Here is a 15,703-nt window from a genome sequence, read left to right as displayed (position 1 = left end):
TGGGGGATCAGGAGGCCAGCGCCACCGCCACCGGCTGGAAGTCCAGCCGCACCGCGGTCCCCGGCGTCAGCGACGCCAACTCCCCACTCGGCACCTGGGCGATCACGAGCTGATCACCCGACGCCACCGTGACCCGGCTGGTCGGGCCGAGGAAGCTCGCGCCCACCACGGTGGCACCGCCGGAGGCATCAGGCGTCACCGTGATCGTCTCCGGGCGGACCAGCGCGGTCACCGCCGCCCCGCCGGTGTGCGGCGCGACCAGCGGCAGCCGGGCGCCGAGCACCTCGACCACGTCCCCGGAGACGGTCCCGGACAGCCGGTTGCTCAGCCCCACGAAGTCCGCCACGAACGCGGTCGCCGGACGCCGGTAGATCTCGGCCGGCGGGGCCAGCTGCTCCAGCTTCCCGGCCCGCATCACGCCCACCCGGTCGGCGACCGCGAGCGCCTCCTCCTGGTCGTGCGTCACGAACAGCGTCGTGGTGCCGACCTCGGTCTGGATCCGGCGGATCTCGTCGCGCAGCTGCACCCGTACCTTGGCGTCCAGAGCCGACAGCGGCTCGTCCAGCAGGAGCACGGTGGGCTCGATGGCGAGCGCGCGGGCGAGCGCGACGCGCTGCTGCTGCCCGCCGGAGAGCTGGTGCGGGAACCGCTTCGCGAACGCGCCGAGCCCGACCAGCTCCAGCATCTCGGACGCCCTCTTGGAAGCGTCGCGAGCGCCGCGCAGCCGGAGGCCGAACTCCACGTTGCGCTGGGCGTCCAGGTGCGGGAAGAGACTGTACGCCTGGAACACCATCCCCATCCCGCGCTTGTTGGCGCCGAGCGCGGTGACGTCCTTGCCACCGACCAGGACCCGTCCGGCGTCCGCGTCGTCCAGGCCGGCGAGGATCCGCAGCGCCGTGGTCTTGCCGCAGCCGGACGGCCCGAGCAGCGCGATCAGCTCGCCCGGCTCGATCCGCAGGTCCAGGTTGTCGAGGGCGTGTGTGGCGCCGAAGGTCCGGCGCAGCCCGTCGAGGTGTACAGCGACACCGGTCATCGGGTCTCCTTGGAGGTACGGCGGTCGCCGAACAGGGACAGGACCATCAGCAGCACGAACGCCAGCAGCAGCGCGGCGAGCGAGACCGCGACCGACATGGTGGCGCTGCTCTTGCCGAGGTAGTCGATGGCGACCTGCAGGTTGGTGCGGTGCAGCAGGGACGCGATGGTGAACTCGCCGAGCACCAGCGCCACGGTGAGGAACGCCGCGGAGAGCACCGCCGAGCGGATGTTCGGCAGCACCACCCGCCAGATCACCGTCATCCAGCCCGAGCCGAGACTCCGGGACGCCTCGGCCAGGGTCTTCACGTCGATCGCCGAGAGCCCCGCGTCGATCGCGCGATAGGCGTAGGGCAGAACCAGGATGGTGTACGCGAAGACGAGGGTCAGCGAGGATCCGCCGAGGAAGTAGTTGACCCACGCGTAGACCGGCGCCAGTCCGACCACCAGCACGATCGCCGGGATGGTGAGCGGCAGCAGACAGAGGAACTCCACGACGGGTCGCAGCCTCGGCAGCCGCAGCCGTACCCAGATGGCGGTCGGCACGAGCAGCGCCAGCATCAGCAGCGCGGTGAGCGCGGCCTGACCGAGCGAGGAGAGGATGCCTTCCGCCAGGTCGGGGTAGGTCTCGCTCAGCTCCGGCCAGTTCACCAGCAGCGGCCACGTCTGCGCGTCCCGGGTGCTGAACTCGACCATGGCGGCGAGCGGGAACGCGAAGAACGCGCCGAGCACGACCAGCACGGTCCAGCGGAACGCCCGCTGTTTACGCGCTTTCCTGACGGCTAACCCAGCCACGTGGCCGTCCTCTTCTGGAGCAGGGCGTACAGGGCCATCACGACCGCCACCACGATCACCATGCCGAGCGCCATCGCCTTGCCGAGGTTCGCCTGACCCAGCACCACCTCGCTGGTCAGGGCGCCGCGGATCTGCAGCGGCACGATCGGGCTGCCCTGGCTGACCAGGGCGGCCGCGGTCGCGTACGCGGAGAAGGCGTTGGCGAAGAGCAGCAGCGCCGAACCGAGGAACGCCGGCGCGAGCAGCGGCCCGGCCACCCGGGTCCAGTACTGCCAGGTGGTGCCGCCCAGGCTCTCGGCGGCCTCCCGCCACTGCGGCCGGATGCCGTCCAGGGCGGGCAGGAAGACGATCACCATGAGGGGGATCTGGAAGTAGGTGTAGACGAGCGTGAGGCCGGGCAGCTCGAAGAGCCAGACGCCGTTCCCGTACAGGTCGATGCCGTGGTCGGACAACCAGAGGGTGAGAAAGCCGGAGAGGCCGATGGTCGCCAGGAAGGCGAACGCCAGGGTGACGCCGCCGAACTGGGCCAGCACGCCGGCCGCCGCCGTGACCACCCGCCGCAGCAGGCCGTCCTTGCGGGCGGTGACCAGGGCGTAGGCGAGCACGGCGCCGAGCACCGCGCCGATCAGCGCGCTCATCGCGGAGAGCGCGATGCTGCGGCCGAAGGCCTCCACGATGTACGCGTCGCCGAGCGCGCGCACGTTGGACAGGGTGAACCCGCCCTCGTCTCCGGCGAACGCCCCGATCACCACGACCAGCGTCGGGATGATCAGGAAGATCGCCACGTAGGCGAAGAACGGCGCCGTCCCGAACAGTGCGGCGCCCCGCAGGCGCGGCCGGGAGGCCACGCGCTGCGGGACTGCCGAGACGACCTCAGCCAATGGCCTTGGCCCAGTTCGCGGTCAGGTACTCCTTGGCCTTGGTGCTCTGCGCCTCGGTCGGGATCACCGGGGTGCCCTCGACCTTGGGCAGCGCGGCGGCCGTGGCGGCGTCGATCGTGCCGGCCTTGGTCATGGCGTCCGCGCGGACCGGGCGGGCGCCGCCGGAGAGCCACAGGTTCTGGCCCTCGTCGGAGTAGAGGAACTCCTGCCACAGGCGCGCGGCGGCCGGGTGCGGAGCGTCGGAGTTGATCGCCTGGGTGTAGTACGACCCCAGCACGGCGTTCGACGGGACGAAGACCTTCCAGGTCGGGGTCTTCTTCGCCTGCGCGGCGTTCAGGTAGTCCCAGTCGAAGACGACCGGGGTCTGGCCGGACTCGATGGTGGTCGGGGACGGGTCGACCGGCAGGAAGTTGCCGGCCTTCTTCAGCTGGCCGAAGAAGTCGACGCCCTTGGTGATGTCCTCGGCGGTGCCGCCGTTCGCGATCGACGCCATCTGCACGCCGCCGAACGCGGAGCCGGCCTGGGTCGGGTCGCCGTTCAGCGCGACCTTGCCCTTGTACTCGGCCTTGAGCAGGTCGGCCACGCTGGTCGGGGCCGGGACCTTGGCGCTGTCGTACCCGATCGACATGTAGCCGCCGTAGTCGTTGACGTAGGCGCCGTTCGCCTCCTTGAGGTCCGCCGGGATCTCGTCGAAGGTCGACACCTTGTACGGCGCGAACATCGCGGTGTTGGCGGTGGCGACCGACATGCCGAGGTCGAACACGTCCGGGGCGGAGTCCTGGCCCTTGAGCTGGGTCGCCGCGTTGATCTCGTCCTGGCTCGACCCGTCCGGCTGAGCCGAGTTGACCTTGATGCCGTACTTGTCGCCGAACGCCTTGATGATCTCGCCGTAGTTCGCCCAGTCCGGCGGGAGGGCGATCACGTTGAGCGCGCCCTCCTTCTTCGCCTCGGCGACCAGAGCGTCCAGCCCGCCGAGGTCGGCCGCGCTGGTGGCGGTCGCCGCCTTGCTGCCGGAGGCCTCGGCCTTCTTCTCCGGCGGGGAGCAGGCGGTGCCGAGCGAAATGATGGTCGCGGCAGCGAGGGTCACCGCTGCCGGGCGGGAAAGCTTGCGCACGTCGTTCTCCTCGTCCTGCGCCGCCGGGATCCGGCGGACGCAGGTGGATCATGAGAGCGCTTGGTTGATCAAAAACGTACGGAATACGGCTCGCGGCTAAACCGGGGTGAAGGCCTTGGGCCCGGCTGAGACGCCTGTCACACCGGAGCAACGCGCCGGGCCCGCCCGGCCACTGATCGGATGGACCCGGCCGGACTTGTCCCCAGCAATCATCGGCCGGGCTTCCGGGGCCCGCCCGGTAGTCCGCTCCCTCCCGCCAGAGGGGGTGCGGGCGGGCCCTTCACTCTTGTCTGGAGTGGACCTTGGTTGGCATAGTCAGCCGGGTGACTTCTCCGGGGAGGCTGGCCGCCCTGATCGGCGCCGGCGGCATCGCCGTGCACCTGGCGCTGGCCGGGGAGCATGCCGGGCACGCGCCCGCCGCGCTCGCGGCGCTGGCCGTGCTCGCGCTGATCTGCCTGCCGTGCGGGCTGCGGCTGTGGCGCCGGCCGTCGGACCGGGCGGCGTGGGTCAGCCTGCTGGCGCTGAGCGGGCTGATGATGCTGCTGCACCTGGGGATGCGTCCGCAGGGCGCGATGCTGGTCACCGTCCTGGCGGTGCCCGCCGCCCAGCTGCTGCTCGGCGCGCTGGTCCTGATCAGGCTCCGGCCGCGATCGGCCGTGCCCGATCGGTCGCCAGTTTGACGGCGATCACGCCGAGGACCGTGCCCATCAGGTAGCGCTGCGCCCGCAGCCAGGACGGCCGGCGCGCCAGGAACACCGCGATCGTCCCGGCGGCGAGCACGATCGCGAGGTTCACCGCCAGGCTGACGGTCATCTGCACCCCGCCGAGCAGGAAGCCCTGCACGATCGCGTGCCCCTCCTCCGGCCGGACGAACTGGGGGATCAGCGACACGTACAGGATCGCGGCCTTGGGGTTGAGCAGGTTGGTCAGCAAGCCCATGGTGAATAGGCGGCCAGGTGAGTCGGGGGCCACCGGCTGGGGATCGAAAACGGACATGCCGCCGGGCTTGAGGGTCTTCCAGGCTAGCCAGCCCAGATAGCCGGCGCCGGCCAGCTTGATCGCCAGATAGAGCTCGGGCACCGCCGCGAAGAGGACCGAGAGCCCCAGGTTGGTGGCGGTCAGGTAGATCAGGAACCCGAGGGCGACGCCGCCGAGCGAGACGATTCCGGCGCGGCGGCCCTGGGTGATGCTGCGCGACACCAGGTACATCATGTTCGGTCCCGGGGTGAGGACCATGCCGAGTGCCACGGCGGAGACGGCGAGAACCGAGGAGATCGTGACCACCCGGTCAGCCTTTCGCGTGGCCGGCATGTCCGCGACGACCAATCAGCGCCTCGTGGCCCTCTTGACGGCGCACCGATCGATCGACATAGTCCGTATCCATGAATGTGACGTTGTTCCGTTCTTGGAAACAGCGGGCCGCGGTGCTCTCGGCTGCCCTGCTCGCTGCGACGTTCGCCGCCGCGCCCGCGGCCGCCGCGACCAGCACGGTCGCCAGCTACACGACGACCATCAACGGCGACAGTGCCGACGTGTATTACCCGACGACCGGGAACCGGTTGCCGGTGGCGCTCTTCCTCCAGGGCGCGAACGTCGACAAGTCCCACTACTCCACCTACGCGTCGACGGTCGCCTCGTACGGCTTCGTCGTCGCCGTCCCCAACCACACCCGGTCCCTGTTCGGCGTGAACGGCCTCTACCCCGAGGGCGCGCAGGCCGGCTGGACCGCCGACTGGGCCGAGGCCGAGGACGACAACCCGGCGTCCCCGCTCTTCGACCGCATCAACGAGAACGACCTGGTCCTGGCCGGGCACTCGTTCGGCGCGGCGACGGCGCTCAGCATCAGCGCCGGCCTCTGCGTCATCCCGTTCTGCGCGATCGCGAACCTCGCGCCGAGCGAGCTGGAAGCCGTCGTCACCTACGGCGGCAACAACGTCCTCTACGGCACCGACCTGGTGCTGCCGGTGCTCAACACGGTGCCGGTCGGCTACATCCAGGGCACGGCGGACGGCGTGGCCACCCCGGACGAGGGGCAGACCACGTACCACCTGACCGCCGGCACGCCGAAGGCCTACATCACGGTCGCCGGCGCCAACCACTACGGCATCACGAACGGTCAGAACCCGGCCGGCGCGCTGCCCGACCCGTCGGCGCAGACGCTGAACCAGGCGACCGGCGTGGAGACGACCGCCCGCTGGTCCGCGCAGTGGCTGCTCGCGCAGCTGGGCAGCAGCGCGGCCCGCAAATACGTCTACACCACCGGGGACGCGGCGGACCCCAACGTCACGGTCACCTACGTGAAGTAACCGGGTTGCCCCGGCGGCACCGGTTTTTCGGCCGGCACCGGTTTTTCGGGCGGCACCGGTTTTCGGGCGGCACCGGTTTGTCGGGCGGCACCGGTTTGTCGGGCGGCACCGGTTTGTCGGGCGGCGCGGGCGCACGCTAGGTGCGCCCGCGCCTGCCTCTCTTCACCCCATGGGGTACGGGCATCGGCGCGACCAGGTCGTCCGGCCACATCGCCTTGACAACGCCGAGCGCCTCCCACTCCGCGGCCAGCTCCGCGAGCGTGACCGCGGCCTCGGTCACCTGCTCGTCGGACCACGGGAAGTCGGACCCGTCGAACGAGATCCAGGCGTCCCGCACCAGAGCCGTGACCCGATCCGTCTCGTCCTCCTCGACCGCCCGGTGCACCACACCGGCCACCAGCTCCGCCATGGTGAGCGCGCGTTTGTTCGCGTCCAGCAGCCGGCGGCTGCGCTGGGCGGCGTCGTGGCGCGGCTTGCCGCTGACCAGCCGCATATTGGAGAAGACGCCCCCGGCCGCGATCGCCCCGAAGACGCCGGCGCTGATCCCGAGCGCCCGCTCGGTGGCGAAGTGGGCGAGGTCGTGCGGGACCCGATACTTCCGGTCATAGCCGGGTAGTTGAAGGACCACGCCGTCACCGCGATGCACCGTGGCGACTGTCGAACCGGTACCGCTGTGCGCGAACAAGACCAACATTGCGTCATGTTGCCATCGGGTCGCCGCCCAGGTCATCGCACGGAACTGACTATTGCGTCCCTCGCGGAAATCTGCGCCTAGTCTCGTACCCGATGGGGATCTTGCTGCTCAAGGACGTGCCGGCCGCCCTGCGCGCCGGGGTCAGCGTGGCGACGCCGCTGCTGGCCGTGCTGCTGATCGATCGCCCGCACTGGTCGATGTACGCGGCGTTCGGCGCGTTCACCTCCCTCTACGGCCGGACCCGCACCGGCCGCGCCCGCCTGGCGATGCAGTCCGGGGCGGCGCTGGCCCTGGTGCTGGCGGTCCTGGTGGGCGTGCTGGTCAGCGTCCTGCAGGCCCGAACCTGGCTGGCCGTCGTGATCGCCGCGCTGATCGGCGGGGCGGGCAGCGCTCTGGCCTCGGTCGCCGAGTGGCATCCGCCGGGCGCGCTGTTCCTGGTGTTCGCGTTCGGCGCGGTGGCGTCGGTGCACCACGAGCTCGCCGACGTGCCGGCGGCCGTGGCGGTGGCCGTGGCGAGCGCGGCGTTCTCCCTGCTGGTGGGCAGTGTTCCCACGTTGCTCCGCCCCAGACGCCCCACCCCACCGGGCCCGGCCCCGGCCGCAGGCGGTCCGCCCTCTCCGCCCGCGCCGTCCGTGCCGCCCGCGCCGCTTGCGCCGTCCGTGCCGCCCTCTCCACCCGTGCCGCCCTCTCCACCCGTGCCGTCCGTGCCGTCCATGCCGTCCGCGCCGCCCGTCCCGTCCGCGCCGCCGGTCCCGTCCGTGCCGCCCGTGCCGCTCGCGCCCCCTCCGCCTGCGTCAGCGCCCACTCCTCCTGCGCCCGCGTCGCCCGCGGATGTTCCGGTCGCGGTCCCGCCGCGTGCCGATCTTGGAGAGTTGCCTCGCGTGAATGTGCCGGGCAGGCTCCGGCACGCCCTGCCCGGTTCGGCGGCCGCTGCCTCGTCCGCGCTGGTGGCCGGCGCGGTGGCGACGGGTTTCGGGATCGGACATCCCTACTGGGCGACGGTCGCCGCCGTAGCCCCGCTTGCCGCCCGCGGCCGCTCCGCCCAGCTGGTCCGCGCCGCCCACCGGATAGCCGGAACCCTCGGCGGACTCCTGGTGGCCGCACTGGTCCTGGCACCCGGGTTCGGCCCCTACCCGGCGGTGGCGATCCTCGCCGTTCTGCAGATCGCCGCCGAACTCGTGGTGGGCCGCAACTACGGCGTCGCGATGCTCTTCATCACCCCGCTGGCCCTGCTGATGAACCAGGTGGCCGCGCCCCGCCCGATGGCCGACCTCCTGTGGGACCGAGGCCTGGAAACCGTGATCGGCGGCGCCATAGCCTGCCTGATCATCATCCTGACCCACAGCCTCACCACCCGGACGCCGCAGGCCGAGCCGTAGCTCACGCAGCTTCCCGGCCGTGATTCGTGCGCGAACTACGGCTCAGGAGGCCCCATGCCACTTAGCTGAAGTCGATCAGGGTGGCGGCTCACGGTGGGCTCGTGCGTGGGCGGCGGCTCACGGTGAGCTTGCGCGTGGGTGGCGGCTCACGGTGAGCTCAGGCGTGGGTGGCGGCTCACGGTGCGGCGACGTTCACGCCGACCGCGATGAGGTCGCACGGAAACGGTTCGTGTGCTTCCATCCCGGCCCTGGCGTTGATGGATCGCCACACAAGCGTTGCGTGTGACCTGATCCCCGTGGCACGGGCGTTGCGTGTGACCTCGTCCCTGCGGCGCCGGCGTTGCGTGTGGTCTCATCCACGCCGCCGCGCCGTAGCGCAGGCCACCATCCGGCCCGTGATCACATGCGTGGACGACGGCTGAGCTGTCGGAGCCGTAGCTGACGCCGCCTTCCCGGTCGTGATCACATGCGTGGGCGACGGCTGCGCCGCGCGGGATGCCATCCGGCCCGCACCGGGGCCAGAACGCCGGCGATGTCCCGGTTCCCCGCTGTTCGTCACGGCGGGTCATCAGCATCAGCGAAGCGCTGTGGCTCTGCGGGGCATCCAGCGTCCGCGGATTTCCGCAAAGCGCGACCTTCCCCCGGACGCCGGCGCGATCCGGACGCCGGCGCGATGCGGACGCTGGCGCGATGCGGACGCTGGCGCGATGCGGACGCCGGTGCGATGCGGGACGATCAAGGGCGCGGACCGCGTGCTGACCCGCTCCCGTGACTCGGGGCACCGCCATCCAGCGGCGCCCCGATCAAGCACGTGCGGAAGGATCAGCTGGCCGGGTGGCCGTGGGACCCACCACTACTCGCCCCACCCGCGCCCCCGGCCGGCGCCGCCGCGCCCGCCAGGTCGCCCTTCAGCCGGCCCACCGTGTAGACCGCGTGCGCCGCCGCGTCGCCCAGCTCGCTGAGTGACCGGTTGTTCAGGTTGCTGATGTCGTCGCAGGCCTCGTGGTAGCACGGGTCGTACGGCTCACCTGCCGTCCCGCCGTACTCCGCGGCCTGCTCCTCCGTCTTGACGCCCTCGGCGCCGCTGAACAGGCCGCCGGCCGGGATGCCGACCGCGATGAACGGCCCGTAGTCGGAGCGCCCGTCGAACGCCGTCGGGTCGCTGGCCAGGCCCTGCGCCGCGAAGTAGTCGGTGAAGACCGCCTCGATCTCGCCGGAGCCGTCGGGGCCGGCGGTGCCGGTGTCCGACCCGTCGCCGTCGTAGACGAACCGCACGTAGTTCGGCGAGCCGACCATGTCGAAGTTCAGGTTCGCGTAGATCTTGGACTGTTCCGCGGCCGACAGATTGGCCACGTAGTGCTCGGAGCCGAGCAGCCCGGCCTCCTCCGCGCCCCAGAACGCGAACCGCAGCCGCTGCGAAGTCTTGATCTTCAAGCGGGAGACCTGCTCGGCGATCTCCAGGATCGTGGCGGAGCCGCTGCCGTTGTCGTTGATGCCCGGACCGGCGGTGACCGAGTCGAGGTGCGCGCCGACCACGAGGACCCGGTTCGGGTCGCCGCCGCGGCTGTCCGCGATGATGTTGCTGGTGGTCGCGTTCGGGTCGGTGAACGTGCTGGTCACCACCCGCAGCGTGACGGCACCGGCGGCGGCGGCCGTCGCCAGGGCGCTGCCGTCGGCGAAGCTCAGTCCGACCACCGGCAGGTCGAACGGGCCGCCCAGGGTGCCGGTGAGCAGTGTGTCCCGGCCCGGCTGGCCCTCGTTGAAGATGATCACCGCGTCGTACCCTGCGGTCTTCGCGTTCGCCGCCTTCACGGCGAAGTCGCAGCCGCCGCGCTGGACCAGCGCGATCTGCGGCGCGGTCGCCGACGCCGGAGCGAAGTCGGCGGCGGCGCAACCGGCCGTGGAACTCGGCTCGGGGGTGGGCGGGAGCACGTTGTTCAGCGCCGGCACGACCTGGCCGGTGACGTCACCGGAGCCGGAGAAGTCGAACGTGTGGGTCTCGTAGGCCGGTCCGGCCGGGGAGACCCGGGTGAGCTGGGCGGGCGCCAGCTCGTCGAAGAACGGGAAGACGAACTTCTGCTCGGTGACCTTGTATCCGGCCCGCTGCAGCTTCTTCTTGACGTAGGCGGCGCTGGCTTCGAAGCCGGGGGTGCCGGAGGCACGGGTGTCGTCGTTCCGGTCGGCGATCTTCTGGAACGCCTTCAGATGGTCCCGGACGCCGGAGACGGTGACCGCCTCGCGCAGCCGCTTGGAGCTCTCCGAATGGTGCCCGTGGCCGGCCGCGGCGGGTTGGGCGGCGCCGGCGACGAGCAGTGTCGCGATGACGGGGATGGCCAGTTTGCGCAACGAAACTCTCCTCCGAGCGACAGTCGCGATCCGCCGCCGGAAGCCGGCGCCATCCCGCGACATCGAGGGTTGTCAGCGTCGCTGAGATTAACCCGGCTGGATGCCTTCCGGAAGCGGAACGGTCACGTGAATGCACGGCCGTGTCACTGTTGGTGGAACGAGACCATCGCGGAGGCCAGCATGTCGCAGGCACGACCCAACACCGAGACCTTCGAGTACGGGGGAGCGACCGTCCAGCTGGTCGACGCCGTCACGCTGCTCGCCGCGGCCCGGGTGAACCCGGTCGAGCTGCTGCGCCGGTCGGCGTGGCCGGCCCCGGTGCAGCGGGTCGACCTGACGGTGGCGGCGGACGGGGCGAACCACGTCTTCACCGCCCGGATCGCCGCCGGTGAGGAGCCGATGTCGACCGAGCGGATGCGCCGGCTGGTGCTCGGCAACGATCCGATCGGACTCCTGCTCTCGAAACGCATCGCCGCCGGTGATCCGGTCGCGACGCGCATCGTGGACGGGGTCGGGACGGCGGCCGCTGCCGCGTACCGGAAATTGGGTCTTGATCGGCCCACCGGGCCGGCGGCCGAGCGCGAACCGGGAGTCCTCGCCGACGCCGCGGTGGGTCTGCAGGCGAGCGTGACCTACGAGGAGAGCGGGTCGGTCGCCCGGCTGGAGGCCCTGGTGCCGCGGGACGAGGTCGGCCCGGAGCACCTGCGCGCGTTCGTCACGCTGACCCTGCAGGCGGTGCTGGAGCTGACCGAGCCGGACGCGCTGCGCGGGCGTACCTACGTGGTGAGCCGGGAGAGCGTCCAGAAGACACCTGTCACCACGCAGGCGGTCACCCTCGACATGGTGGGCGGCCTCGCCGACGTGGTCGCCGAACTACGCCAGGTCGCGGTCTCCTTCCGGCACCCGGAGGCGATGGCGCGCTGGGGGGCCCGCCGCCCTCAGGGCATCCTGATGTACGGGCCGCCGGGCACCGGCAAGACGATGCTGTCCCGGGCCCTGGCCAACGAGATCGGCGCCGATTTCCGGGAGATCCGCACGCCGGAGATCCTCGACAAGTGGCTGGGCGGCTCGGAGCGCAACATCAAGCAGATCTTCCGGGACGCCCGGCGGTACCGGGTGCCGACGCTGATGCTCTTCGACGAGTTCGACTCGATCGTCAGTTACGCGGGTGCGGGCGGCGACGCGGCCAGCCAGGCGCTGAACGCGGTCGCCGGCATCTTCAAGCAGGAGATGAACGACCTCATCGAGGCGAACCCGAACGTCCTGGTCGTGGCGACCACGAACTTCCCGGGCCGGGTCGACGAGTCGCTGATCAGATCCGGTCGCTTCGACATCAAGGTGAGCGTCCCGAAACCGGACGAGACGGCCCGCGCCGAGATCTTCCGCAAGATGGTCCGGTCGCTGATCACGGTGCACGAGACGCCCGGTTTCCGGATGTTCGCCGACGACCTGGACTTCGGCGCGCTCGGCGTGGCGAGCACCGGCATGACCGGCGCCGACATCAAGGAGGTGCTGCGCCGGGTGCAGCTTTCCAAGGCGATGCAGGACGCCCGCGCCGGGGGAGCGGAGCCGATCACCCAGGAGGAGCTCCTGACGGCGGTCCGCGCGCTGCGCGGCGCCCCCTGACCGCTCAGGGCTCCCACACCCGGACATCGGCGAAGTACGCCAGTCCGTGCTCGTTCAGCGGGTCCGAGCCGTCCGGCACACTCGTCGAGGCGTCGTCCCGCACGACACCGAGGGCGAGCCGCCCGTCGTCGGGCCCACCGGCCGGGATCCGGGTGCGCAGCTTGCCCGAGCCCTCCAGCTCGACGTCGATGTAGGAGCCCCGCGCGACGATGGTCAGCGTGGTCCACTGGTACCAGAATCCCGGGTTCACCGGTGCGCTGCCGAGCGTGGTGACCCCGTCCCGGTTCTCGGCGGCCACCGTCACACGCTCGGCGCAGGCCGCCACCCGGTGCGCCCGGCTGGCGCTGATGCGCAGCCAGACCGCGGCGCAGTCGCCCTCCTCGGCGACCAGGAACCGCACCGTGATGATCGGGCCGGCAAACGACCGCTCCGGCCCCGCACAGCGGTGATCAGCGGCGGCCCGCCGCACAGCGGTCAGCCCGTCCGGTGAGAAGTCGCAGGTGCCACCGGCCTGGTGCCGGCCGGCCGCCGGCATCCAGGTTCCCGGGCCGCGCAGCGGGTCGGCGATGGCGACGGTGCGGAACGAGTCCTCCACCGGGCGGGTCACCCGCCAGTCCATCGCCGCCGTACCGACCCCGGCCACCGCCAGCACGAAGGCGGTGAGACCGAGGAAGACCACGGTGTTCCGCAATCCCTGCCGCACGCGCCTGCGGCGGGCCACCCAGGCCCATGCCTCGGCCGCCTCCTCGGCTCTCTCGGTCGCGGCGTCGGCGTTGTTGCGCATCGCGAGGGCCGCCCACTGCAGCTGCGGTTCGACCGGCCCGGCCTGATCCGCGGCGCCCGCGGCCAGCAGCCGGCTGAGCAGCTCGTGGGCGCTCGGGCGCTGATCCGGGTCCTTCGCCAGGGCGGCCGCCACCAGCTCGCGGATCGGACCGCCGAGGCCGTCCAGTTCGGGCGGCTGGGTGAGGATCCGGGCGGCGGTGGCGACCGGCGAGTCGGCCGCGAACGGCGTGCGCCCGGTCGCCGCGAACGCCACCAGCACGCCCCACGCGAACACGTCCATGGCCGGCTCGGGCGGGCGGCGGCCGGCGCCTGTCGCGAACCGTTCCGGCGCCATGTACGCGATCGTGCCGACCATCTGGTCCGGCCGGGTGTGCTCGGTCGGCGCCTCGGCCGCCCGGGCGATCCCGAAGTCGATCACGTTTGGGGGTGCCGAGGGGAAGCAGCACGTTCGCCGGTTTCAGGTCACGGTGGATCACCCCGGCGCTGTGGATCGCGGCGAGCGCGGTGGCCACCCCGATCGCCACGCTGTGCAGGGCGCCGCCGCGCAGCGGGCCGTCCCGGCGGACCATCTCCTCCAGGCTGGCGCCCTCCACGTACTCGACCACCAGGTACGGCGTGGGGTGCTCGGGGTCGGCGTCGAGCACGGCGGCGGTGCAGAACGGCGGCACCTGCCGGGCCCGCCGCACCTCGCTGCGGAAGCGTGCCCGGAACGCCGGGTCGGCCGCGAGCTCCGGGCGGATCAGCTTGATCGCCACCCGCCGGTCGTCGGCGTCGTGCGCCAGGAACACCGTGCCCATGCCGCCCGCGCCGAGCCGCGCGCGCAGGTGGTACTCGCCGAGCCGGCGCGGATCGTCCGGCCTCAGGGGTGTCGTCACGCGCGGCACGCTACAAACCACCGCCCAGCGGCAAACGGGTACATATACCGCCTTGTCGCGACCCGTGAGAAGTACCGCTCAGCGAGCGGCGGCGGCTGCCGAACGGGCAGGTGTGGGGTTCCGGCCGGTGGCGGCGCTGCGGCGTGGTGAGCTGCCGCCGACCCTGGTGCTCGTCGCGCTGATGCTCGTGGTGCTCGGCGTGCCGGTCTACCTGATCACCCTGCGCGCCTTCGACCAGCTGGAACGCAGCGAGCTGGGCCGGGAGGCCGAGGAGTTGCGGGTGGCGATCGGCGCGCACGCGCAGCGGCTGCGCGACTTCGGCGTCACCAACTCGATCTGGACCGGGCTCTACGACGACATCGCGGCCGGCGACGACGCCCAGTTCGCGATCGACCTGCCGCCGGCCGTGCTGAGCGAGGACTACGGCATCACCGCGGCGGTCGGGGTGGCCGCGGACGGGTCGATCCGGGTGGGCGGGACGATGCGGGACGGCCGGTACGCGCCGATGCCGCCACCGTTCGACGACCCGGCCACGATGCGCGACTACATCCGCCCGGACGCCGAGGCCGGGGACGGGTACTGCGGTATCACCAGCGTCACGGGCGAGCCGGCCGAGTTCTGCAGTTTCGCCGTCTACCACGACATGGGCACCGGCGACCCGGCCGGCGCGCTGCTGGTGGTGCGGGCCCTCGACGACGCCGGGGTGGCCTCGCTCGCGGGCCAGACCGACGACGTGATCGACCTGCGCGCCGCGCCCCGGGCCGGCGCTCAGGCGCTGCGGGAGCTGGACAGCGCGTTCGGCACGATCGCGGTGACCACCGCGGCGGCCGGCGACACGATGGCGGTGGCCTGCACGATCACCGGCGTGGACGGCGTCGCGGTGACGCTGGAGTCGGTCAACGAGCGGGCCATCCACAGCCTGGCCCGGTCGACGCTGTGGCGGCTCGGACTGGTGGTGCTGGCGACCGTGGCGCTGGCCGGTGCGATGATCGCGATGGCGCAGCTGCGGGCGGTCCGGAACCAGGTGCGGCCGTTACGCCGTACCGTTGAAAAGATCATGAAATCCGGGAACCTGGGGCTGCGCGTGCCGCCGGCCGGCAGCCCGGACATCGACGCGCTGAGCGGCGCGATCAACGACATGCTCACCTCGATCGACCGGAACACGGCGGAGATCGACGCCATGCGGGCCGGTCAGGAGCAGGACCGCGAGGCGCGGCTGCGCGAGCAGGAGGACCATCGGCGGGAGACGGCCGAGCGGGTCCGCGCCGAGTCCGAGCAGATCATCAGCGGGGTGTCCGGCCGGCTCGGCGACGCGGTGCGCGGCGTGGACGCGGTCCGGGCCTCGGTCGCCGACATCACCGCGGGCTCGGTGGCCGCGCACGCCGCGACCGAGGAGATGGCCGGCAACGCGGCGCAGGCCGACCGGGCGGTCGAGGCGCTCACCGTGAGCCTGCCCGCCACCCGGGACCTGGTGGCGCTGATCGCCTCGATCGCCGGGCAGACCCGGATGCTCGCGCTCAACGCCACGATCGAGGCGGCCCGCGCCGGACCCGCCGGCCTGGGCTTCGCGGTCGTCGCCGAGGAGGTCCGCAAGCTCGCCGACGACACCGCCGAGTCCGCCGAGCGGATCACCGCGACGCTCGGCACGCTGACCACGACCGCCACCGACGTCTCCGGCGCGGTCGCCACGATGACCGAGGCGATCGACAGCGTCCGGGTGGCGATCGGCCAGGTCCGGTCGGTCGCCGACGACCAGCAGCGGACCATCAGCGTGCTCGTCGACCAGGTGCGCGACGCGATCGGCGGGATCGACGAACTGGCCGCCGGTCCGGCCCCCCAGGTGCTTCGCAGCTGACGTATGGGGTAATCGGT

At 71.9% G+C, this 15,703-nt stretch carries 13 protein-coding genes and 1 pseudogene; 5 read left to right on the top strand and 9 right to left on the bottom strand.

The features are described from left to right. Positions 1-7: 7 nt before the first annotated feature. Genes AMIS_RS25955 through AMIS_RS25940 form a run of 4 tightly spaced genes read right to left on the bottom strand, consistent with a single transcriptional unit; the run spans position 8 to position 3,822 of the window. Positions 8-1,033, bottom strand: a complete 1,026-nt coding sequence (locus AMIS_RS25955) for an ABC transporter ATP-binding protein (protein ID WP_014445388.1) — start codon at positions 1,031-1,033, stop codon at positions 8-10. Continuing rightward, the gene (locus AMIS_RS25950; RefSeq protein ID WP_157435066.1) at positions 1,030-1,827 is read right to left on the bottom strand and encodes an ABC transporter permease; all 798 of its coding nucleotides are present in this window, start codon (positions 1,825-1,827) and stop codon (positions 1,030-1,032) included. Before AMIS_RS25950 ends, AMIS_RS25955 begins: the two co-directional genes overlap by 4 nt. Further along, positions 1,815-2,675 (bottom strand): ABC transporter permease, encoded by an 861-nt coding sequence (locus AMIS_RS25945; RefSeq protein WP_014445386.1) that lies wholly within the window; start codon positions 2,673-2,675, stop codon positions 1,815-1,817. The genes AMIS_RS25950 and AMIS_RS25945 overlap by 13 nt, the downstream gene beginning before the upstream one ends. Before the next feature lie 25 nt (positions 2,676-2,700). Further along, positions 2,701-3,822: an ABC transporter substrate-binding protein gene (locus AMIS_RS25940; RefSeq protein ID WP_014445385.1), complete on the bottom strand. Its 1,122-nt coding sequence runs from the start codon at positions 3,820-3,822 to the stop codon at positions 2,701-2,703. Positions 3,823-4,145: 323 nt separating this feature from the next. On the opposite strand from AMIS_RS25940, the gene AMIS_RS25935 reads away from it, so the two are divergent. Continuing rightward, the gene (locus AMIS_RS25935; RefSeq protein ID WP_014445384.1) at positions 4,146-4,502 is read left to right on the top strand and encodes a hypothetical protein; all 357 of its coding nucleotides are present in this window, start codon (positions 4,146-4,148) and stop codon (positions 4,500-4,502) included. Here AMIS_RS25935 and AMIS_RS25930 read toward each other — a convergent pair. Next, on the bottom strand, positions 4,456-5,106 hold the full coding sequence (locus AMIS_RS25930) for a LysE family translocator (RefSeq protein WP_041831288.1): 651 nt from the start codon (positions 5,104-5,106) through the stop codon (positions 4,456-4,458). The two genes, AMIS_RS25935 and AMIS_RS25930, sit on opposite strands and share 47 nt — an antisense overlap. Before the next feature lie 98 nt (positions 5,107-5,204). Here AMIS_RS25930 and AMIS_RS25925 point away from each other — a divergent pair, with 98 nt between their 5' ends. After that, a complete protein-coding gene (locus AMIS_RS25925) occupies positions 5,205-6,128 on the top strand; it encodes an alpha/beta hydrolase family protein (protein WP_014445382.1) in 924 nt (307 codons plus the stop codon). 136 nt (positions 6,129-6,264) lie between these two features. On the opposite strand, the gene AMIS_RS25920 is transcribed toward AMIS_RS25925, so the two are convergent. Next, positions 6,265-6,822, bottom strand: coding sequence for a hypothetical protein (locus AMIS_RS25920; protein WP_014445381.1), 558 nt, complete (start codon positions 6,820-6,822; stop codon positions 6,265-6,267). 92 nt (positions 6,823-6,914) lie between these two features. On the opposite strand from AMIS_RS25920, the gene AMIS_RS40830 reads away from it, so the two are divergent. After that, on the top strand, positions 6,915-8,201 hold the full coding sequence (locus tag AMIS_RS40830; RefSeq protein ID WP_014445380.1) for an FUSC family protein: 1,287 nt from the start codon (positions 6,915-6,917) through the stop codon (positions 8,199-8,201). 822 nt (positions 8,202-9,023) lie between these two features. Here the strand turns inward: AMIS_RS40830 and AMIS_RS25905 are convergent. After that, positions 9,024-10,547 carry a M28 family metallopeptidase gene (locus AMIS_RS25905; RefSeq protein ID WP_231859085.1) on the bottom strand — a complete coding sequence of 508 codons (1,524 nt, stop codon included), beginning with the start codon at positions 10,545-10,547 and terminating at the stop codon, positions 9,024-9,026. A gap of 180 nt (positions 10,548-10,727) precedes the next feature. Between AMIS_RS25905 and AMIS_RS25900 the strand changes: the two genes are divergently transcribed. Then, positions 10,728-12,173, top strand: coding sequence for an ATP-binding protein (locus AMIS_RS25900; RefSeq protein WP_014445378.1), 1,446 nt, complete (start codon positions 10,728-10,730; stop codon positions 12,171-12,173). 4 nt (positions 12,174-12,177) lie between these two features. On the opposite strand, the gene AMIS_RS40825 is transcribed toward AMIS_RS25900, so the two are convergent. Beyond that, complete coding sequence (locus tag AMIS_RS40825; protein ID WP_014445377.1) at positions 12,178-13,374, bottom strand: serine/threonine-protein kinase; 1,197 nt, start codon at positions 13,372-13,374, stop codon at positions 12,178-12,180. A gap of 79 nt (positions 13,375-13,453) precedes the next feature. Next, a pseudogene (locus tag AMIS_RS44690) lies at positions 13,454-13,753 on the bottom strand (serine/threonine-protein kinase); the annotation flags it as partial. Positions 13,754-13,895: 142 nt separating this feature from the next. Here AMIS_RS44690 and AMIS_RS40820 point away from each other — a divergent pair. Beyond that, a complete protein-coding gene (locus tag AMIS_RS40820) occupies positions 13,896-15,686 on the top strand; it encodes a methyl-accepting chemotaxis protein (protein WP_172666625.1) in 1,791 nt (596 codons plus the stop codon). The last annotated feature ends 17 nt before the right edge of the window (positions 15,687-15,703 follow it).

Origin of the sequence: Actinoplanes missouriensis 431 (assembly GCF_000284295.1) — a bacterium.
GTDB lineage: Bacteria > Actinomycetota > Actinomycetes > Mycobacteriales > Micromonosporaceae > Actinoplanes > Actinoplanes missouriensis.
The sequence above is the reverse complement of the archived record's forward strand: the minus strand, read 5'-3'. Positions and strand labels throughout refer to the sequence as shown.